Annotated in this window: 25 protein-coding genes and 1 tRNA gene; 22 read left to right on the top strand and 4 right to left on the bottom strand. The window is 38.0% G+C overall.

The genetic code is table 11. The features are described 5' to 3' along the window. The first annotated feature begins 30 nt into the window (after window positions 1-30). The 14 genes from UABAM_RS13820 to UABAM_RS13755 all read left to right on the top strand — a co-directional run bounded on the left by UABAM_RS13820 (window position 31) and on the right by UABAM_RS13755 (window position 8,226). Window positions 31-648: a hypothetical protein gene (locus UABAM_RS13820; RefSeq protein WP_151968593.1), complete on the top strand. Its 618-nt coding sequence runs from the start codon at window positions 31-33 to the stop codon at window positions 646-648. Between the two features lie 26 nt (window positions 649-674). Continuing rightward, a complete protein-coding gene (locus UABAM_RS13815) occupies window positions 675-1,577 on the top strand; it encodes a hypothetical protein (protein ID WP_151968592.1) in 903 nt (300 codons plus the stop codon). Between the two features lies 1 nt (window position 1,578). Continuing rightward, window positions 1,579-2,127, top strand: coding sequence for a hypothetical protein (locus UABAM_RS13810; protein ID WP_151968591.1), 549 nt, complete (start codon window positions 1,579-1,581; stop codon window positions 2,125-2,127). A 5-nt stretch (window positions 2,128-2,132) separates the two neighbouring features. Then, window positions 2,133-2,492, top strand: a complete 360-nt coding sequence (locus tag UABAM_RS13805; RefSeq protein ID WP_151968590.1) for a hypothetical protein — start codon at window positions 2,133-2,135, stop codon at window positions 2,490-2,492. Then, window positions 2,492-2,845 carry a hypothetical protein gene (locus tag UABAM_RS13800; protein ID WP_151968589.1) on the top strand — a complete coding sequence of 118 codons (354 nt, stop codon included), beginning with the start codon at window positions 2,492-2,494 and terminating at the stop codon, window positions 2,843-2,845. Before UABAM_RS13805 ends, UABAM_RS13800 begins: the two co-directional genes overlap by 1 nt. Next, on the top strand, window positions 2,842-3,660 hold the full coding sequence (locus UABAM_RS13795; RefSeq protein ID WP_151968588.1) for a P-loop NTPase family protein: 819 nt from the start codon (window positions 2,842-2,844) through the stop codon (window positions 3,658-3,660). Before UABAM_RS13800 ends, UABAM_RS13795 begins: the two co-directional genes overlap by 4 nt. Next, window positions 3,611-4,249, top strand: coding sequence for a hypothetical protein (locus UABAM_RS13790; protein ID WP_151968587.1), 639 nt, complete (start codon window positions 3,611-3,613; stop codon window positions 4,247-4,249). The genes UABAM_RS13795 and UABAM_RS13790 overlap by 50 nt, the downstream gene beginning before the upstream one ends. Before the next feature lies 1 nt (window position 4,250). Continuing rightward, window positions 4,251-4,913, top strand: a complete 663-nt coding sequence (locus UABAM_RS13785) for a hypothetical protein (RefSeq protein WP_151968586.1) — start codon at window positions 4,251-4,253, stop codon at window positions 4,911-4,913. A 1-nt stretch (window position 4,914) separates the two neighbouring features. After that, window positions 4,915-5,274 carry a hypothetical protein gene (locus UABAM_RS13780; RefSeq protein ID WP_151968585.1) on the top strand — a complete coding sequence of 120 codons (360 nt, stop codon included), beginning with the start codon at window positions 4,915-4,917 and terminating at the stop codon, window positions 5,272-5,274. Between the two features lie 2 nt (window positions 5,275-5,276). Next, on the top strand, window positions 5,277-5,609 hold the full coding sequence (locus UABAM_RS13775) for a hypothetical protein (RefSeq protein WP_151968584.1): 333 nt from the start codon (window positions 5,277-5,279) through the stop codon (window positions 5,607-5,609). A 213-nt stretch (window positions 5,610-5,822) separates the two neighbouring features. Beyond that, window positions 5,823-6,011, top strand: a complete 189-nt coding sequence (locus tag UABAM_RS13770; protein WP_151968583.1) for a hypothetical protein — start codon at window positions 5,823-5,825, stop codon at window positions 6,009-6,011. Between the two features lie 69 nt (window positions 6,012-6,080). Continuing rightward, window positions 6,081-7,346 carry a hypothetical protein gene (locus UABAM_RS13765; RefSeq protein WP_151968582.1) on the top strand — a complete coding sequence of 422 codons (1,266 nt, stop codon included), beginning with the start codon at window positions 6,081-6,083 and terminating at the stop codon, window positions 7,344-7,346. Window positions 7,347-7,355: 9 nt separating this feature from the next. Then, the gene (locus UABAM_RS13760) at window positions 7,356-7,784 is read left to right on the top strand and encodes a hypothetical protein (RefSeq protein WP_151968581.1); all 429 of its coding nucleotides are present in this window, start codon (window positions 7,356-7,358) and stop codon (window positions 7,782-7,784) included. Then, entirely contained in the window at window positions 7,774-8,226 is a 453-nt protein-coding gene (locus tag UABAM_RS13755; RefSeq protein WP_151968580.1) for a hypothetical protein, read from the top strand. Before UABAM_RS13760 ends, UABAM_RS13755 begins: the two co-directional genes overlap by 11 nt. 31 nt (window positions 8,227-8,257) lie before the next feature. Here UABAM_RS13755 and UABAM_RS13750 read toward each other — a convergent pair whose 3' ends face one another. After that, on the bottom strand, window positions 8,258-8,911 hold the full coding sequence (locus UABAM_RS13750) for a metallophosphoesterase family protein (RefSeq protein WP_151968579.1): 654 nt from the start codon (window positions 8,909-8,911) through the stop codon (window positions 8,258-8,260). Window positions 8,912-8,926: 15 nt separating this feature from the next. Beyond that, window positions 8,927-9,598 carry an acyl carrier protein gene (locus tag UABAM_RS13745; protein WP_151968578.1) on the bottom strand — a complete coding sequence of 224 codons (672 nt, stop codon included), beginning with the start codon at window positions 9,596-9,598 and terminating at the stop codon, window positions 8,927-8,929. A gap of 118 nt (window positions 9,599-9,716) precedes the next feature. Here UABAM_RS13745 and UABAM_RS13740 point away from each other — a divergent pair, with 118 nt between their 5' ends. Both UABAM_RS13740 and UABAM_RS13735 read left to right on the top strand, forming a co-directional pair. Then, complete coding sequence (locus UABAM_RS13740) at window positions 9,717-11,207, top strand: hypothetical protein (protein ID WP_151968577.1); 1,491 nt, start codon at window positions 9,717-9,719, stop codon at window positions 11,205-11,207. Between the two features lie 8 nt (window positions 11,208-11,215). Then, entirely contained in the window at window positions 11,216-12,052 is an 837-nt protein-coding gene (locus UABAM_RS13735) for a hypothetical protein (RefSeq protein WP_151968576.1), read from the top strand. A gap of 246 nt (window positions 12,053-12,298) precedes the next feature. On the opposite strand, the gene UABAM_RS13730 is transcribed toward UABAM_RS13735, so the two are convergent. Beyond that, a complete protein-coding gene (locus UABAM_RS13730) occupies window positions 12,299-12,787 on the bottom strand; it encodes a hypothetical protein (RefSeq protein ID WP_151968575.1) in 489 nt (162 codons plus the stop codon). A 495-nt stretch (window positions 12,788-13,282) separates the two neighbouring features. On the opposite strand from UABAM_RS13730, the gene UABAM_RS33435 reads away from it, so the two are divergent. The 4 genes from UABAM_RS33435 (at window position 13,283) to UABAM_RS13715 (ending at window position 15,439) form a co-directional block, all read left to right on the top strand. Next, window positions 13,283-13,438, top strand: coding sequence for a hypothetical protein (locus UABAM_RS33435; protein ID WP_173013311.1), 156 nt, complete (start codon window positions 13,283-13,285; stop codon window positions 13,436-13,438). Between the two features lie 82 nt (window positions 13,439-13,520). After that, window positions 13,521-14,048 carry a hypothetical protein gene (locus tag UABAM_RS13725; RefSeq protein WP_151968574.1) on the top strand — a complete coding sequence of 176 codons (528 nt, stop codon included), beginning with the start codon at window positions 13,521-13,523 and terminating at the stop codon, window positions 14,046-14,048. Further along, on the top strand, window positions 14,041-14,622 hold the full coding sequence (locus UABAM_RS13720) for a hypothetical protein (RefSeq protein ID WP_151968573.1): 582 nt from the start codon (window positions 14,041-14,043) through the stop codon (window positions 14,620-14,622). Before UABAM_RS13725 ends, UABAM_RS13720 begins: the two co-directional genes overlap by 8 nt. Window positions 14,623-14,881: 259 nt before the next feature. Next, window positions 14,882-15,439, top strand: a complete 558-nt coding sequence (locus UABAM_RS13715; RefSeq protein ID WP_151968572.1) for a recombinase family protein — start codon at window positions 14,882-14,884, stop codon at window positions 15,437-15,439. A 727-nt stretch (window positions 15,440-16,166) separates the two neighbouring features. On the opposite strand, the gene UABAM_RS13710 is transcribed toward UABAM_RS13715, so the two are convergent. Then, a tRNA-Arg gene (locus UABAM_RS13710) sits at window positions 16,167-16,240 on the bottom strand. Between the two features lie 339 nt (window positions 16,241-16,579). Here UABAM_RS13710 and UABAM_RS13705 point away from each other — a divergent pair. Together UABAM_RS13705 and UABAM_RS13700 are read left to right on the top strand one after the other, a co-directional pair. Continuing rightward, a complete protein-coding gene (locus tag UABAM_RS13705; RefSeq protein WP_151968571.1) occupies window positions 16,580-18,109 on the top strand; it encodes a pentapeptide repeat-containing protein in 1,530 nt (509 codons plus the stop codon). 14 nt (window positions 18,110-18,123) lie between these two features. Then, window positions 18,124-18,885, top strand: a complete 762-nt coding sequence (locus UABAM_RS13700) for an ATP-grasp domain-containing protein (RefSeq protein WP_151968570.1) — start codon at window positions 18,124-18,126, stop codon at window positions 18,883-18,885. The last annotated feature ends 43 nt before the right edge of the window (window positions 18,886-18,928 follow it).

The following is an 18,928-nucleotide window of genomic DNA, read 5'->3' as shown; positions in this document are numbered from 1 at the left end:
AACATTCCACGGACTAGGAGACTTATAGATATGGAAATTATTACCCGCCCAAGTGCAATGGGAAAGTCGCTGCGTATGCTGAAGAAAGATCGCGGCGATGCAATACTAGAAACGGTGAAGTGGATCTTACACAGCGAAGCCGTTTTGGGTTCGGGAACGGGATCTGGAAATCAGAATTTGACGTTTTTCCGCAGTTCTTCGGGAACGAATGATCGTCAGACCAACCTGAAAACCGATGGGCAATTGGCAAAACCGAACGAGTTTTTCCTTTATGGGATTACGGTGTTTTGTCCGAATGGCGCTGACGTTGCCGACATTGCCAACTTGTTTAACTTTGGCGTACTGCGATTCAAAATATCCGGCAAAGAGTATGTCAATGCGCGTTTGCATTATGTACCGCCTGGAGGTGGTATCCAAGGTTATGGTTACGCAGATTCGGTTGGTTCTCCGACGACGCGTGACTTTGTGACCAATGGTGTTCCGTTGCCGAATACGTATTACAACGTGTCGGTAATGAAAAAGCCTCTACATATTGTGGATCAGGAGAGTTTTGAGGCGAGCATCGATGTGATCGGTGGTGGGGATTTTAATACCGCGATGCCGGTTACTTATGGTTTGCACGGGATATTGGCGCGACCAACGGTTTAATCCAGTTATTTTATTGAGGGTAGCTTATGCCTCGTAGACAAATAGAGGCAAAGCTCAAACCCGTTGCGACAAATTTTCTCTTTAGTGGAGAACCGTTTATCGTGAAGCGCGACGGGGAGATGGCTTTGCCGAATCCATTGCTACAAAAGATGACGCCGTATTGGTTGTCGTTTGATGAAAATAGTGCCGGAACAAATCGTTTGCTATTGTCGGCGCAGGAAATTGGATTTGCGACAATGACCAATGATTTTGGTGGTGATATCGAAATCTACGCGTTGACTGGTGACCAGGATGATTTGGATTATACGTTTTTGTTGAAAGACCATCAGAGTGGCAGTGAGTTTATGAATCGCAAGATTCATGCGCAGACGGTGATTGGTACCAATGAGCGACCGTTTTTTCTGCCGTTTCCGATTTTGATCGATCGCGATCAGGTGATTGATCTCGAAGCGCGTAATGGAGCAAATGACAACGTCACCAAAGGAATTGTACAAACGTATTTGGGGCATCGTTATTATTTTGACATCAACGACCTACAGTACAAAGAATTTGGCGCACTGTCGCGTAGTTTGCGCACGTATTTTTATACCACGGACAATGATGTGGCGTTGGTGGCAAATGGCAATGAAGCTTCGTTTATCACCATGCGTAGTGATGCATTTTTTTACTGGAAGCGCATTAGTTTTTTTAGCGATGGTGAGTTCAAGCTCAATATCAAGCGTGCAAACTCTAGTGTGGAGTTCAATAACGTGGAGATCAACAGCAATGCATTTGCAGGAAATCGTGAGCGTTATTGGGATTTTCGTTTGCCGATGGTACTTTCACCAAAAGAGCGATTGCGTTTTGAGTTTACCGACTTATCGGGGAATCCCAATCGTATTTTTGTGACGCTAACCGGAGCAAACTTTTATGCAAATATAGGCGTTTAGTATGAGTGAACATGGTCAATATCTAGCAAAATACAGGTTTTTGTCGGGAATTGCCGAAACTTACGAATCACGCAGCCTGGCACGTTCGCCGCAACAGGTTTTGATTCCGGCGGGGGAAGTGTTGTGGATTCCGGTGACTAAAGCGGAAGTTGGGCATACTGTCGTCACAAAGAAGATAACCTTTCGCGCGTTTTCAGCGCAGGCAGAACAGGATTGCAATATCGTTCTCGATGTTGGGGATCACTACTTATTTAAGTCGGGTAAATTCGCAGATCCCAATAAAAGCAGAGGTACGTTTAACAGTCGCTTTGTGAAAGAAGATCGCACACCGGGAAGTAGTGCGGTGTATAGCGGTGGATTGTTAACGCAATCAAGTGCCGCCTCTGGAGTGGCGACATTTCCGGACAACTTTATTACTTCCGAGAGGTATCACGCTATTTGTAAGGAAAATCAGGATATCTACTGGAAGGTACTGAACCAAAGTGCGGTGTATGACCATGTGTTGTTGCTCAATGTTTACGCGTGGTTTTATCCGAATAAGGAGGTGTAAATCTGATGGAAGAAACGCGAATGATTGCACCAACTAAGCAGGAAATGATGATCATCGATGATTTTGTTGGTAGCACTAGCGGTTCGCCTTCGCGTAGAACGACAAAACACTTTGCGATTGTGGGGCAGGCAAAGCTTGTGGTTCTTATTCATAGTAATGTGCAAGTGACTTTGACGATCCACGAAGGTATCGACGAGACGGCTCCTGGTATTGGGACTTCCATTGCGCAAACGGAGGAGATCATCGAAGCTGGATGTGCGAAAAAGATCGAAATAACATTGGGTGGCAAGTGGGTGATTCTCGATGTGCTTTCTGATTCGGGTGATGCAACGATACAGATATTTGCAACAGCGAGGGCGTTTTGATGGGAAATTTGATTAGTATCAACCAATCTACAGGGGCGAATTCGGAAAAGGTTGTGCAAATTGGTAAAGAACAAAATCCTCTTGCGGCAATTGCTGTTTTTGCGAGTAGCGGATTTGATGTGCGTGATGCCGATAGTGTTGTGGCTACGGTTTTGGCAGATCAAAGTGGAATGTTGTTTATTGAGTTTTCGTGGGATAATACCAATTTTACCGCGTCGGCTTCGTATGCCTATACTGCAAATGATCCATTGGGGATATCACTGTCGGTGGTGGCAAAGTATGCGCGTATTCGCTTTGTGAATGGAGGAACCGCACAGACGTCAATGTTGCTGGAGTGGGGAAAGAAAAAGTGAGAATTTGTCTGGGGTGTAATGAAGAGGTTTACGGCGTAAGTTGTTGCGGACTTATCATTGATCTGGAGAGTGTTTTAGGCATTACATCTAATGACCTAACCGCCAGAAATACTACAAACTTGGAACAACAACGCCGCGTAGACGAACATTACCATGATCATTTGTTTGATGACTATCATGATGAGGAAAATCTTGTTTCTACGGACATCGCTTTTGAAACGGAAGTACAAGAGAACTACATCAAAGGCTTTGAGTTTCTCGGATCTTTGCCGAAGAAATATCGCTTGATGATCCATGGACTACCTGGAAGTGGTAAGAGTACATTTTCACTGATGTTTGCCAATCGCATTAGCAACGCGCATAGCAAAACGTTGTATTTGTGTGTGGAAGAAGGTGCTAAGTCGGCGACGATGCTCAAGAAAATTAAGCAGATGCGCATTCGCAACAAGCATTTGTATTTGTTCCACAGCAACAACGAAGATGAAATTTACCATCGCATCGCGAGTTTAGGCATTAGCAATGTCGTTGTGGATAGCGCTAATCGAGGGCATATTCCATTGGAGTTTCTGATTCGCTTGTATGAGCATATCGCAGGTGTACTTGTGTACACGATGCATAGCACCAAAGACGGAAAGCATCGTGGTGGGACCGAGTTCGCGCATGAATGTGATATTGAGGTGCGTGTCACCAAAGGTGTCGCTCAAACGCTCAAGAATCGCCATGGAGAGTTGGCCAGTTATCAGATATTCAAGAAAGTATACAAAAATGGATCTCATAGATGTAAACGGCAAAATTTTACGATCGTACCCGACTAATCGTGTGAAGGTTAAGAAAGCTCGTAAGCAAAAAGAAAAAAGCAATAATGTCGCGGCGGGAGCTGCAACTGGTGTGGGAACGTTCTTTATCAAAAAGTTTGTCGAAGACTTTGTCAAGAGAGCGCAAAACAATGTTGTCGCCGATACGCTGTTACCAAAAAAGATGGAGGCGCGTTTGTTTTCGTATCCGTTGTCAATCGCGAGTATTATGCTGGCGCGTGCAAATGTTCCTGAACAACAACGCAAGAGTGTTACTTGGTTTGGGATTGCGGGAATGCTGGTGCACGAATTGATCAACTTTTCGCAGGGAAATCAACAATCAAAAATAGCGGAGTTTATTGATCGTGACGCTGTTAGTGAGAGCTTTGTATTTGGCGAACGACAGGCGACTAGCAGTAAAATATTCGATGGCAATGGAAACGAGATTACCTTTGATGAATTTCGCGAACGTGTGAGAAAGATTGCGACGAGAGGGGACACCGTAGAATTGTTTTTCTTTGCGAATATTACCAATGCTTTTCATGGGACCATCAAAGACTTTATCGATGACGAAAACATTACTTTTAGAGAAAAAACTATCGAGGTGTAACATGGCAGAGATAGGCAAAACAGTTGTATTAAGTGGCTTGGCATTGATGGGGTATATCTTTCTGCGTAAGGGCAATAAGTTTTTTGTTAGTCCACCTATTGAGCAGCAGCTAGGCATTCGCAACGGACAAATCGTTGCTGACGTGGTGGAGCGTGATCGCTTGCGTGTTGGTGCAAAAGTATTGACTATTGGTGAATTGATGGATCTGGTGCTGCGTGAGAAGGTACGCGTTGTGAGTATCTTTCGTTTTGACGATGAGGAAGAAAAATCGATTTTAATTGAGGAAGCCAAAGAGAAATTACGTTCAGTGGGAGCCATCGTTCGTACTCAGGTTTTCTTTCGCGCGATTGGTAGTTTGCCTTTGGAGAGAATCGACGATCTTCTAGAGCTGTTGGTATTCAATCAGGAAGACACTGCGGATAACTTGAACATATTTGTGCGTAGTAGTAACAACGTATTTGTTCCTATTGAGCAAGACACTGGACAGGTACAGGAAATGCTTGTTGATGAGTTTGTATTGCGTCGCATAGTGACGCTTGTGGCTCCGGTATCGATCACCTTAAACGTTGACCAAAACGCGGATAGGAACTTTGCCAAAGAAGTAGAACAAATTATTTTAGAAGACAAACCACAATCTACATTAATACGGGTTAGGGATATTTAACATGATAAACAAATTGAGCAAAATACTTAAGACCTTGTTGACTGATTTCAAAAGGACACCAAAAACGATGAAAATGCTTTTACCAGTTATCCTATTTTTCTCCGTGCTAGTCACCAGTTGTATGTCGCTTTCTCCTAGTGCAAATTATGTTGACCGCCAGGTCGAAAATGCGGAAGAGATTTTTCCTGTTGTGAGTCGCCTGATTGACTCGGCATCGCAGGAACAAATTGCCACGGCAGCGAATATACAAACGCAAAACGAAGAGATCATTAATCATTACAAAGATGCACTGAAAAAACGGCTCGAAACCTGGCTGTATTTGATGAAAAAGGAAAAGCAACTTTTGCAGAAAGGTGAGTAATCATGAGCGAATCTAAACTCGAAAAGATCGACAAAATCTATAGGGATTTGCGGGAAGTATTTATCGAAAACGAAGGTGTGAAAATATTCACCGAAGCCAAAGATGTGGTAAAGCCTTTGTTGTATGACTTAGCCAAGATCACTTTTTACGCATCTATCGTGGAAAATAAAGAAGATGAGCAAGCGCTAGCGGCTATTGCCAAGTTGTATAAGGAATCTCTAAAAGATGTGCAACTGGCAGTTGCCGATGAAGCAAAGAACTATGCGCTAGAGCGATTGGAAAAATTTATACGCGACATGGCACTAAACGTAGGACTTAAAATACTACTCCCTTAAAAAATTAGACAGGATTAACAGGATTGACAGGAATATAAATGGACTAATTAGAAAAACAATATCGAATGACAAAAACGATTTTTGATTGTTTTTTATTCTGTTCCATCTTGTTAATCCTGTCTAAAAAAATATCCAACACCTACAACTAAAAAGCTCGCTTTTTGGCGCATACACACAACTGCGTATGCGCTTTTTTTTATAGGAGGACATAACGTGCGTACCAAAGAAGCGGCTGCTTTTGTCGCTAGAAATAAAAAAGTAGCACCACCGAGTTTGGCAACTATACAGAAATGGGCAAAAAGAGTATGGCGTATCAAGGCGTTTAAGAATCCATTTATTACTGGTAAAGAGGGTTATCTTGGTGTACTTGCGTGGGATATTCCCAGAGAAGGTTTGGAGTAGTTTCTCAAAGATCGATGTCGCAAAATCGACAACAAACTACGTTGTGATGTTGCCGAGAAGAATCCAGTATTGAAGATGACTTTTGCGCAATACGTTAGTGCGCAAATTAAAGACAAAACAAAGAAACACAAAGCGTGGATGAAAGAACAAATTGCCGAACGACAAAAAGTTATCAACCAATTACGTTCTGTTAGAAAAAAAGGTAATACGCAAAAAGCGAGAGAACGCGAAGCGCAGCTCGAAGCGTTCAAAAAAAGTTTTAATAGCGCATTTTATAAAGACATTGCTCCTGGTGGAAAACTCTATTGGCAGATAGAAGAGGACTATCTTTCCTTTCTGGCTAGAGCGAAAATACAAGGAAAGAAGATCAATAAAAAGATACTCAACTCACTTGGAGATGCCAAGAAGGACTTTGATTTTTTGACGAATAAAATTGCCGCAGAAATTAAGAAATCGCGCGCAAGTAACTTGAAGTTGGTGGGGCTAAAAACTAAGAAAGTGAAATTGCAAAACTTTGATATTGTTTTGGCACCAAAAGTAGATAAACGCTTTATATACAAGATTCGTAGGGCTGTGGTTGATTATTCCTTGATATGGATATTATATTACAAAGGAACGTTCTATCGGTTAGAGAAAGAAACCGCAAACTATATCACCATGGACAAAGAGTGGATAAAACGTTATCGCTTTGAGCACAAAATTGAAATGCTAAAAGAGCAAATCTTCGATGACAAAATAGTTGCCAAACTTTCGCCAAGCAAATATCGTTTTGCTGAATTTGAGCAGATGATGCACAACATCAAAAAGGTAACGAAAACCGATTTACCAAGTGATTCACTATGGGATATACATCGTTCAATATTCAAGGAATGCCGAAAAAACAAACAAGTATTTTACGACTATCCCGATCTATATTTGTTTTCGAGTAAACGTGACGCGGATTACACCAAAATGGCGAAGATAGCCAAGAGCAATAAAGACTATCCTTATTGGAGTAAACAACCGGTCAAAGGCAATATGTACCTGTTTCCCGAAGTTAACAAGTTATGTTACACGATATCCGCCGACCGCGATCCATACAGCAAGAGCTACAAAGTTACTCTGGAACGTCGTAAAGAATACGAGCGCATCAATGCCGGTAAGAAATACAAAGCTTGGGGAGTAGAACGTCGTTATTGGATTATCGGTAATGTATCGATCAGTGATAGGAAAAAGGCATTGGCGGTGATTAAAACGGTTGTCAAGTACTACATTAAGCACGATGAAAATGGTGTTCCCATATTTGATCTAGAACCACTACGCACAGAATTAGCCAAATTACTGAAGCACATTTAGGGATATACGATGAAAACAATCAAACAAGTTGCTCAAAAACTAAAACTCAGCGGCTCATATACCTACGTTTTGATCAAGAAATTGCGTATAAAACCACGTGAGAAAAACAATCGTTTGCACATCACCGAAGCACAGTTTAAAAAGCTTGCGAAGTATATGAAAAAACAACGTGAAGGAAAGAAACAACGGGAAATAATCGCCAAATATCGCAAGGACCTAACCCAAGTTGCTGCCAAGCGCCGTGACATTGAAAAACAAGTGAAAGTACAACGCAAAACCAATCGTGCGCTGAAACGTACAGGAAAACGGCAGATGAACAAGATTAAAAAAGAGATGAAAGCTCACGAACGCTTTTGTACCAGAGTAATGCGCGACTGCAAACCAGATCGTAAAACGCGACAAATGCAAAAGATGGAAAGTGAGTATTATGGCTACTAGTTATCGTTGTAAGATAGTAGATTTACAATACAAAATCGCCAACGAAGCGGAGAAAGCGCAGGAGTTGATTCACGAACTCAAGAAACTTGTCAAAGAGAACGAAAATCTTGATGTGATTAACCTGCGCAATCTACGTGAAGCAAAAGAAATACAAAAGCAAGCCAAGAATACACCGTTTGCAAAAAAATGCGCAAATCTTGTTGGCCGTACCTGTCACAAGAATAAACAGCGCATTCGCATGATCAAAAAGAATCCACAAAAATATTCGTTAGCGGAGTACCTAAAAGCGTATGGGTTTAGCGAGAGGGATCTTACTTATGCACGCCACCAAAATTGCACGGGTACAAACAAGGCAAAACAAAAACGATGTATTGAGCGAGCCAAAAAGCGACAGGAAAAGGCACTTATACTAAAAAAGAAGTGGCTACAAAAAAAATCGTAAATAGTCCTACGATACAACGGAAATCTCATTATTATTTATCTAGAGATAGCTCTTTTAACCAATAAACTGATGAAGAGGACATTTCGAAAAGATGGCATTGGCAGGCCACATTGTATATAGAGCTGGTATAAATTTTATCTATTCTGGCGGCTGGGCGATGAATATGACCGCACAGAACTAAAGATGGTTGGATATCGCATACCCATTGGTAAGTTCTTTTGCTACCACCGTCTCTTTGAAGATTTTTAGCAGTTTGGGTATTTTTTGGAGGAACATGGCTTAGTAGCACGGAAGGATATTTTGCTATGCTTATTTGCCACTTCGCTTTTTTTCTAAGGGCAACATCTTTTATATGATTTTTTTCATGAGGATAGTCTTGGGCTCCAAGACCCATGAAAATGATTTTATTAAAAGTATATACTTTCTGATGAATGTTAACTACAAAAGGATATTTTTCTATCTCCTCTATAATGCGCGGTTGGTATTCATGATTTCCAGGTATAAAAATCATTTTTATTTGAGCTTTTGCCAATTCGTCTAGTGACTCTTTCCAATAATTACAGTAGAGAGTAAAATCGCCAACGCAAACTAAAAAATCAACTTTGTGATTTTTAGCATGCTGTACTATTTTACGATGTCGAAATAAACTTGTATGTGTGTCTGCAAAAGCAATAAATCTCATCATTAGTCCGTTTGAATATTAAACAAAGTAAAGTTGTTTTTTCGTATCAATAGTGTTCTCTAAAGTTATCTCACATAAATGTTTTAAAATTATATTTTTTACTTCTTTCTCATTGTAGCAGTTGTTTCTTTGGACAGCGTAATAATTTTGCGCAACTATTGAATGCACAAGGTCACCAAATGTTTCATGTGGTAAACGTAAGTGTGATGTTTTTTTGGGAAGTATTTTGATTAAAAAATAAGATAGCGCACTTGTAAAAACAGCGAAACTAAAATGAACACAAAACATCGTGGCAGACATTAGCATTAAACTTTTATCTAGTCTAGTTAAACTGCTTGACACCCAGGCTCTTTTAATCCTATATGGAAGTGATGTTCTAAATTTTTCCCATTCTTGTAAGTTGTTCGTTAAAAATATTGAACTTAGAGGTGTTTTTTTTCTGATTTTATTTTTGCCAACACCAAGGTTTTGCTCAAAATAATGTTGTACTTTGCGGGCGACTTTAAATGTTGAACAGGAATCAGTCTTTTTTCTTTGTTTAAACAATGATAAAATGAAATTAATAAAATCTTGCACTGTTATAGCTTTACAAAAATACTCATCGTCTATTCCTATTTCAATGTTAAAAGACGTTTCTAAATCGGATATCACTTCAAGAAAATTCAAAAAATCAATTTCAACTTTTTCCATAAAACAATTCTCTTTATTTGTATGTCTACGACATGCATTACACAATGTTTTTGAATATTTATGACTAAAATCAATCTTACTATTATAAATAGGTTTGTCATAATTTGGGAGAAACAAAATGAGAAAAGGTGTAATATTCTTGATTGTTTTAGTTAGTATTTACACTCAAGAAACAAATTTTAGAAGCATTACATTGGATATCACAACTGAATTTCCTATAGGAGAAAATATAGACCCCAAGGTTGTAGAATTAGATGGAAAAGATGTCCGCCAGAACTTATTCCCCTCAGGTATATATGAGTTAAAAATTATAGAGCCCGGATTTTTATCTATATGTAAAAGTGTAACTATTCCTCCTGGAGATAGCCCTTTCGTAATTAGAGAAACACTAAGAACAAAGCTGCGAAGAATAGATATCAGAATTATTTATGATGTTGAACCACCTAATCGCTTAAAAACTTACAAAATTACAATGTCTCCTTTAGCTCAGAGATCCATACAAAGAGAAGTTAGAAAAGGTGATACTATAAAACCTGGTAGTTACTTGTTGAGAATTTCGCAGCCAATGTACGAGTCTATTGAAGTAAAACAACATGTATGGCCTGATAATCGTACGTATGTTATTGATCAAAAATTATTTGCCAAGCAAGTACCCATTAATTTTCAGATCTCTCATGATGTAAATCCTCCAGATTCGCTTGGACCATATTCTGTGTGGTTGATGTCGAAAAAACTACGTGTGCTATTTATGGGGGGAGAAAAAATTCGTCCTGGTAAATACGATTTGAAAATTTTTCAACCAGGGTATTACACAATAAAAAAAGTGATTGATATCAAACCAAGTGAGGATTTATTTTTAGTTAAAGAACAATTAATCGCAAAGAAGCGTACCATTTGTTTTGAACTTCTTGTAATCAATGGAGGATGTCTACAAGACGCCAGTAAAATTATCAATCTTGATAACCAGAAAGAAATAGGTTTTAGGGATACCTTTAAACCAGGACAAAGAATACATTTACTTTATAAGTTTAGGCGTTATGAAGATTTCGAAATATCCACTATTTTACCTCCTGGCGAAGGTCCTTATCACTTTAAAAGAGGAATCGCTCTTGTTCATCTTCACCCACTTGAGTTTACCGTTCGTCATAGTACAAAAATGATGGATGGCATTAAATATGAATACACCTTCACCATTGATGGAAAAACTCTTCAAGATATCCATATCAAAAAAGAAAAAGGTATTGGACGTTTTTATTATACATTGATGATACCCAAGGGTAAGATTTTTCGGGCATATGTTGGTTATAAGTATATGGAAATCGAGTTGAAAAAATTTCGTTCAGGAATGAGTATTAAAAAACCTAATCGTATATCTGTTATAAAATTGATAGAGCATCTTAAAAAAGTTGGGGAAAAAGATGGAGATAATGCCTCTTTAAATGTAGTGATAAAACTTTATGAAAACTCTGATGACAAAGAAATGTTGCAACAATTGAGTCGATCAGATATAAAAGAATTAGTTACTCGTCTCAAATCTTTGAAACTAAATAAACCAAAAGAACAAAACCAACTACAAAAATTGATAGATCATCTCACTCAAGATAAATAGAGGTTGTTATGAGTAAAAATTTTGTTTTTGCTGTTGTAACTATATTGACTTTGAGCTGTATTCACTGTGAAACGCTGTTGGATATAAATCAAGAGTACTCAAATTTAGAAAAAGAGTATTATTTATTACGTGATATCGCAATGACAGGGGACTGGTTGGTTGTAGATAAACGCCTAAAAGAAATGGACTATAAACAGCGTATCGAGAAGTGGTTAAGTCTGGATTGCCTTGCTAAGTTTGATCCTCAAGATGATAAGAGAAAACAGGTAGAAAAATGGCTTAGCGATTTAAATATTTGGCTTAAGTATATTGAAGAATATAAAAATCCTTGCTGTGAAGGTTTAGGTTGCATTACTACCAAAATAACTGAAATGTTAAATCGGTCATCTAGAACAAATCGTAAAATAGAAAAGTTATTTTACAAAGGTAGAAAAACAAGTAATGAATATATTTTAAAGGATGCTATTTCTAATATTGATATGAGTATTCCTGATTTGCAAAAGTTTATTGAGGTAGCTGAGCAAAACAAGAAGTATCCGTTGTTACATAAGCTTGGAAAACAAGCAAAGCGACAAGTGAAAAAGTATTTGTCTTTACGTAAAAAAATAAAAGTAGAATTAGAAATTATTGATCGATTAAAAGAAATTCAATTCAATGGAGTCATCTGTATATCTGATCCCAAAAAAAAACAACAAAATGTAGTATTCATTGGTAACAATATTTTTCGAGTAAATGATAAACTTAAAAGCGGCTTTACTGTAAAAGAAGTTCGAAATGGTGAAGTTGTACTAGAGTATAAGAGGCGGTATTTTGTTTTATGTAAAAAGAGAAATGGCAGAAAATAAAAAAGACGGCTTTCTAATCTGTGGGTCGGGGGTTCGAATCCTCCTGGGCGTGCCAGTATTTTCAAGCCTTTCAGCAAATCACTAAAATCAAAAAACTCCCCGCGAGGCGAATACGGGGCAAAAATTTTCCTCTCAACAGCCAAAATTCCCTCATTTTTACGCGAAATTTCGTTTTTTTGTATTTTTTTGCGAAAAATTCTTTGTAAAAATTTCTTCTTTTAATCTTGTATTATTCTCTAAAAAAAATTACTCATCCCAAAACCATTCGCCTGTAGTAAACGATATCCAATTTCTATTATTTGTTATAGCTCCTATAGATTTATCCTTTGACCACATTTTTCCATTACTGTCTACTATCTTTAGTTGAAATCTTTCAGATATATCATGTAAACAATCAGCCCATTCATTAACATTATTTTTATTTGCACCTGGGATATAGAACTGAAAGAGGACACTTTCTAGATGCTCTTTTTCAAAATATACTCTGACTTCTCTTTCATACGAAGAACCAAATACAGGTGACTCAATTACATCACCATATACATAGCGATAACTGCTATTCCAAGATGTATAGAAAATATAATTTCTATCCTCTAAAAAACTACATACTAGATTTTTATCAACAACTGCGCCTGGCACTTCAACAGAGTCTAATAATTCCGCATTGCCGTCCAACACAACCCTTTGTTCTCTATTTGGTGGAAACAAATCCACAGAAACTTGATGGACTCCCATAGAATCTCCTGTTTATAGGTATTTCAAACCACATAGTATCGAATGTCATAGGTGTCATAGCTAAGTCACCTCAAATCACTACACCTATGACACGGTATAAGCCTTATTGTACAGTACTTCGCCAAAAGTATGTCATAGGTGTCATAGCTAAACGATATTTTTTAGCATTCTAAAAAAATACATTTTTTAATACCAAGAAGTCATCACAAAAAAAATATATTTTTATAAAAAGAAAATTTACCGCCTACAAGTGTGACACCTATGACACAAATCTCTATACATCATATTTTACAGTATACTTAGCATGTCACAGGTAACTTAAATTCGGTTTATTTACTATGACCAAATGTGACGTATAAACGATAACCAACCTCCCAATAAAATAAAATTCAATTTTTTCGAAAATATACCGTAGCCAATTTGTATTCTTTACGTAATTTATGTAAAATAAATTAAAGACAAAAATATCATAATTTACTAACAGCAGGAGAATAAATGCTAAGTGAACTATCAAAACTATTGCTACTATGGCTCAAGAAAAAACGCTGTGATGTATGCTGGAAAAAAGGCAAACTTTACATCCATGGCCAAGGCAAATTTTGTAAAGACTGTATAGCCCATAACATGAAATACGAAATGGAAGCGCGATAAATTACTACAACACGACAATAATTTTCGTTATATAATAAATTTGTGGACTTTAAAATTAATTTTAGATAACGTAAGGTGGGTAATGAGAATTTTTTATTTGATAACGATTATTTTATTGATGGTTTCAGCATGCGATTCATTTGTTTACTATTCAAAAAGATCGAATGAACATCTATGTACAGTGTGTTTTTCCCAAAAATACACGGAGAAGCCATACACCTACGCCCTTGGCATACGCATCCCACTTATACCTCAAAAATATATTAAAAAATCCCATACTTACAACGACTATGAAAAACACTCATGGACTAGACATAATCATAAGTGGGTATTTATAAAGGCATCTATTACTGGATATGTAGAAGGACATTCCCACGGAGGCATAAAACCAAGTCGCAACTTTTTTGCACAACAATATGAAAAAAGTATTTCGTTTCGAAATTTCATCAAGCAAAAAATTAGGAATAAGAAATTGTCAGCAAAAAATGTCTATCAAATGTTACTTGTAAAAGCATCCTCTTTAGAAAAAAAAGATATAAAGCTACAAAATGCCGGCTACTACCTTTACTGCGAATTTGAAAAAGTAATTTTAAATAACGCGAATGATTGATATTTTTCACCTAGAGGTTTTATGTAAAAAAGATATAGACAATATTTTCGTGGTGTTTACTGATAACTATAAAACAAAAGGAAATATATTGATACTCGACCAAATAAAACAAAAACTACAAGAATCAGAAACAAAACTCCAAGCCGACTCGATTGTATTGTTTAATAAATTTTCGACCAAGGCAGGAGACCTAGAAGTTTTTATTACAGATAGACTTTACAAACAATGTCGAAAAGGGAAAGTATGGAAATCACGAGCAATGCTTTCTACGCTAAAAAATGCTATCTATGGCTTCGACATCAAAGCCTCAAGAAGTCGTGGTGGATTAGATGGAATATTTCGTATAGACAGACATTTTTCGCCTATAAACTCCATGATGAAAAAAATCTTTAACTTTCTTGATAAACCAGATCCGTTAGTAGCCAAAATAGGTAAACACTTTGACTCTTCTGTTGAAAACTGGATACCGGTCAGATTGGTATCCCATAATTTGAGATTGTTGGGCATAATTTTAAACACTAAAAAAGGCGCACAATTAGTACTTGTCGATTATGACAAAGATAAGGGTAACTAACATCAATACATTTTGTGTTTTCTACACTTGCGTAATAGGAGAGCTTCGAATCTACGGCAATTAGAACAATAATAATCGCGTTACAATTCATAATAAATTTTAAGTGTGTAACAAACGTTCGTTTGATGCACTACTAAAATTAAATTTGTCGACTACGATAGCTTCGAGGTTTCAAGTGTGCAAAAATTCCATGCAAAAAACAAAATGCAAAAATAAACCTCATAAATGAGTTCTAGCACAGTTTTAAGGAAAAAAAGATATGCTAGTTGGATATGTTCGAGTTTCTACCGTAGACCAAAACTTTGATCTACAAATTGATGCTCTCAAAAAGGCAAATTGTGAAAAGATATTTAAGGACACAATTTCGGGAGCTAAATCGGAGCGGAAAGGACTTAATGAGGCATTGGATTACCTTCGATCTGGCGACACATTGATTGTATACAAGTTAGATCGCTTGGGACGATCTTTGAAGCACCTACTCGAGATCGTCAATGATCTACAAAGCCAGGGAATTCAATTCAAAAGTATCCAAGAATCGATAGATACTTCCACAGCCACAGGAAAGTTCTTTTTTCATATAACAGCTTGTTTCGCAGAGTTTGAAAGAAATTTGATACGAGAACGTACCAAAGCGGGTTTAGAAGCTGCAAGAGCTAGGGGAAGAAAAGGCGGAAGGAAAAAAGTTCTTACGCCTGAAAAATTTAATTTAGCTCTCAAATTGTACAAAGAACGTTCTCATACAGTGGATGAGATTTGCCAAAATTTAGGCATCAAACGAAGAACTTTCTATCACTACTTAAACAACCATGTTCAATAAGGAAGGATTTTTGCCTGAAAATATATCAAGTAGCCAATAGCTAAAATATCAATAGTTAAAACTATTGTAGAAGCAAATATAAGATTGTAACACTTAAGTACTTTTGTTCTACGAAGACAAAATAAAAGAGGAAACGCAAACGCAAAAGCAACAAACAATATTAAATTAAAACACATTTTTGTAAAGAATATATCATCCACTCTTGTGCATCCACCTAGGCTATAGCCATATTCAAGGTTTGATAAAGTTATGAGGAGAGCCCAATACCACGAAGTAAAAAGTAAGAAAAGTGCTTGTATTTTGCTTTTTGCTATAACAAAAATGAAGTATGCAAAAACCAGAGTAACAGTAGGGTATAGCATAAAATAATGATAACTACGATCAAAGAAACGAAGCCATATACTCAAAAGTCCTGCTACTAGTAGTCCCATCAAATATGCAACAAATATTCTTGTCTGGAACACTCATCTTCCCCCAATAGCTTTTATCCAAAGATATAAACTAAATTTTGCTCACTACTATCAATAACGGAAAAAAGAAAATGAAGTTCAAATGATGATTGCTGTCAAAAGAATATGGGCTAAAAAAAATGATGATGGTTGGATTGAAAAATTTTGTAAAAATTTAGTGCAAAATTTACCACAAATTAGGAATAAGAATTCTACCGAGATGCTACCAGAGGGATTTTTGAGTTTTGGTGATTTGCTGAAAGGCTTGAAAAATTTAGCACGCCCAGGAGGATTCGAACCCCCGACCCACAGATTAGAAATCTGTTGCTCTATCCAACTGAGCTATGGGCGCTTTGGTTTATGTTCGATAATAATTACTATATTTTGCACGTTTAGTCAAGTAAATATTCGAAAAAATCCGCGTTTTTTTTAGGGGTTGTTGCGTATACTATAGCAAGCCTTGGTGACTTGTGCGGCTGGCTTTTATACATAAATTGGCACATAATTTGAATTTATGACTTTTACATAAATCATTTTGTTAGAGTGAATTCAAATATGAACAGTCGTAAGTGTTGCTATGGCTACGTTAATTTCGCGATATGGATCATTTGTTTTATATATTAGATCAACCTACAATTTGACGATTTATCGTCGCAATTGATGCAAATACAACATTTTAGAGGAGTGGGTTATGAATATTTATCTTAGAGTCGCTATCATTTGTGGGGTGGTGTTGCTTCATGGTTGTGGTTTTATGGACGTGATGAGGGATGTTAGTGAAACTACGCAGAACACCACTAAGTCGTTGAAGAATGTGACGGAGTCATTGCAGAAGGTGGCGTCAGGGATTGAGATTGATCAGAAGTCTTTTAATGAGAGTATGACGCGTACTTCGGAGAATATTGAGAAATTGACGGCTTCTCTTCATGAGACTACGGAAGGTATTTCGCAGTCTACGGCGAATATTGCGGTTTCAACTAAGAGTATGGCGGACACGGCGCATAGTATTGATAATTTGACGCAGTCGCTTAGCAAGGCTACTAATGTTACGAATAAGCGGATTGAGAATATATTTGATAAGATTGATTCGGCGGTGGTGGCTTCGCAGGAAATGATTGCGCCATTGAAGCAGGTTAGTCAAAATTCGCAGAAATTTTCGCAGGTGATTGATAAGACGGTGGACACGGCGAATAAGGTTTTGGATAAGGTCCAGGGGATGAGTAGTGATGGACAGCTTTCTAAGGTGACTATGCAGTTGGAGTCTTTGGGGAGTAGTGTGGATGCGTCTTTGAAGAATTTTGAGAAAATTACGGCGAATGCTAGTGAGGATTATAAAAATTTGCGTTCTAATGTGGCGTTGGCTTCTCAGGATTTGAAGAAAGAGGCTATTGAGAATTTTGATCGGTTGACGGATCAAGTGGTTAAGACATTGAAGAATCCTTATGCTTATGGCCCATGGGTGGCGCTTTTTGCTTTGTTGTTGATCTTCTATTTTTTATCTACGCAGAGTAAGAGGCGTTTTCAGAATTTTATTCGTACTCAGGGGGAGAATTTTCGGCGGCAGAGTGCGCAGTTTGAGGTGATGCAGAATTTGCGTGATCTTTCGGATAATATTGCTCTTGATAAGTGGCGAAATCCACTTAAGACCACGGTGATTAAGTCGAATTTGTTGACTGTTTTTGATGATGCAGTTCCCAATTTGGTGCAGCTTTCTCGGGAAAATGTTCCTTTGGTGATGCGCGAGCTGATTTTGGATTTATTTTGTGCGCAGAAGGATGAGCTTTATAAAAAAGATTTGCGTCGTGTTCATTTGGAGAAGGCTCATTGCTCAGGTGTGAATTTTTATAAAAGCGATTTGCGTCACGCATATTTATGCGAAGGCGAATTTACCGAAGGGGATTTTTGCAAAGCGGACTTGTCAAATGCAGATTTTGATGGTGCAAATTTAGAAGGGGCACAGTTCAAGAGTGCTAAGCTTGTGGGGGCGAATTTGTGTAATGCGGACTTAAGTAAAGCAAATCTTGCGGGAGCGAATTTGAAGAATGCCAATTTAGAAAATGCCAATCTTTGTGGAGTGAGTTTGAAAAAAGCAAATTTGACGGGAGCAAATTTGCATGGGGCAAACCTGGAAGGGGTTGATTTAGAAGAGGCAAATTTTAGCGGAACTATTTTTGAGAATCTCACCGAGAGTAAAATACTTACTGTATTTAGAAACAAGTAGTTGATAGGTGTTTGATGAGTGTTACGTGGATTTTGGATTTTGATTATGATTTTACGGCTCCGCAGGAAGTGTCGCGCCATGTGGAGAAGTTTGTTGTTGTGCCGCAGGATTTTTTGGTTCGGTGGCCAGAGGTCGATCATCCGTGTGTTGCGTATGGTACGATGCGTAAGCTCATGATGATGACACGACAACCCGAAATTTGTGAAGCGGTTTTTGATGACTATTTGTCACTGCGTTGCTCGTATTACTATCGCTATATTTACGAATTTCTGGGGCGAAAGGCGTTTATTATTCCATTTCAGGCGTTGACTTGTGTTTCGTGGTCGGAGGTATTTTCTGAGCGCGTTTTTATACGTCCAGATCAAAACACCAAGCCTTTTGATGCGCAGACTGTGAATGTAGGTGAGATGGATGCTTTTGTGGAACGTTATCGCCATCGTTCTTTGTACGATTTGGTCGTGGTGAGTGAGGTTGTGGAGTTGGGGGATGAGTATCGATGTTTTTGTCGCAATGGTCGCGTATTTTGCCATAGTTCGTATCCAGAACCGCCGTACCATCCAGCTCCGCCACGAGTGCTTGAATTTGCCGAAAAGGTGGCGACGTTACTTTTGGATAAAGGGTTTTCTTCCATGTTGACCATTGATGTGGCTTGTGGAGATCGTTTGCGTGTTGTGGAGATTGGTGGGGTGAACAGTTGGGGAATCTATGGCGCGAACATTGAGGACTTTATACGTAATATGGAAGAAGAAGCGATCATTCGCTACCAGGAAATGTAGTTTTACAAATTCGTTACAAAGATATTTGTGGAAATGTTATATA

It is taken from the genome of Candidatus Uabimicrobium amorphum, from assembly GCF_009002475.1.
In the GTDB taxonomy this organism is placed as follows: domain Bacteria; phylum Planctomycetota; class Uabimicrobiia; order Uabimicrobiales; family Uabimicrobiaceae; genus Uabimicrobium; species Uabimicrobium amorphum.
This window is presented reverse-complemented; position numbering and strand designations above follow the sequence as displayed.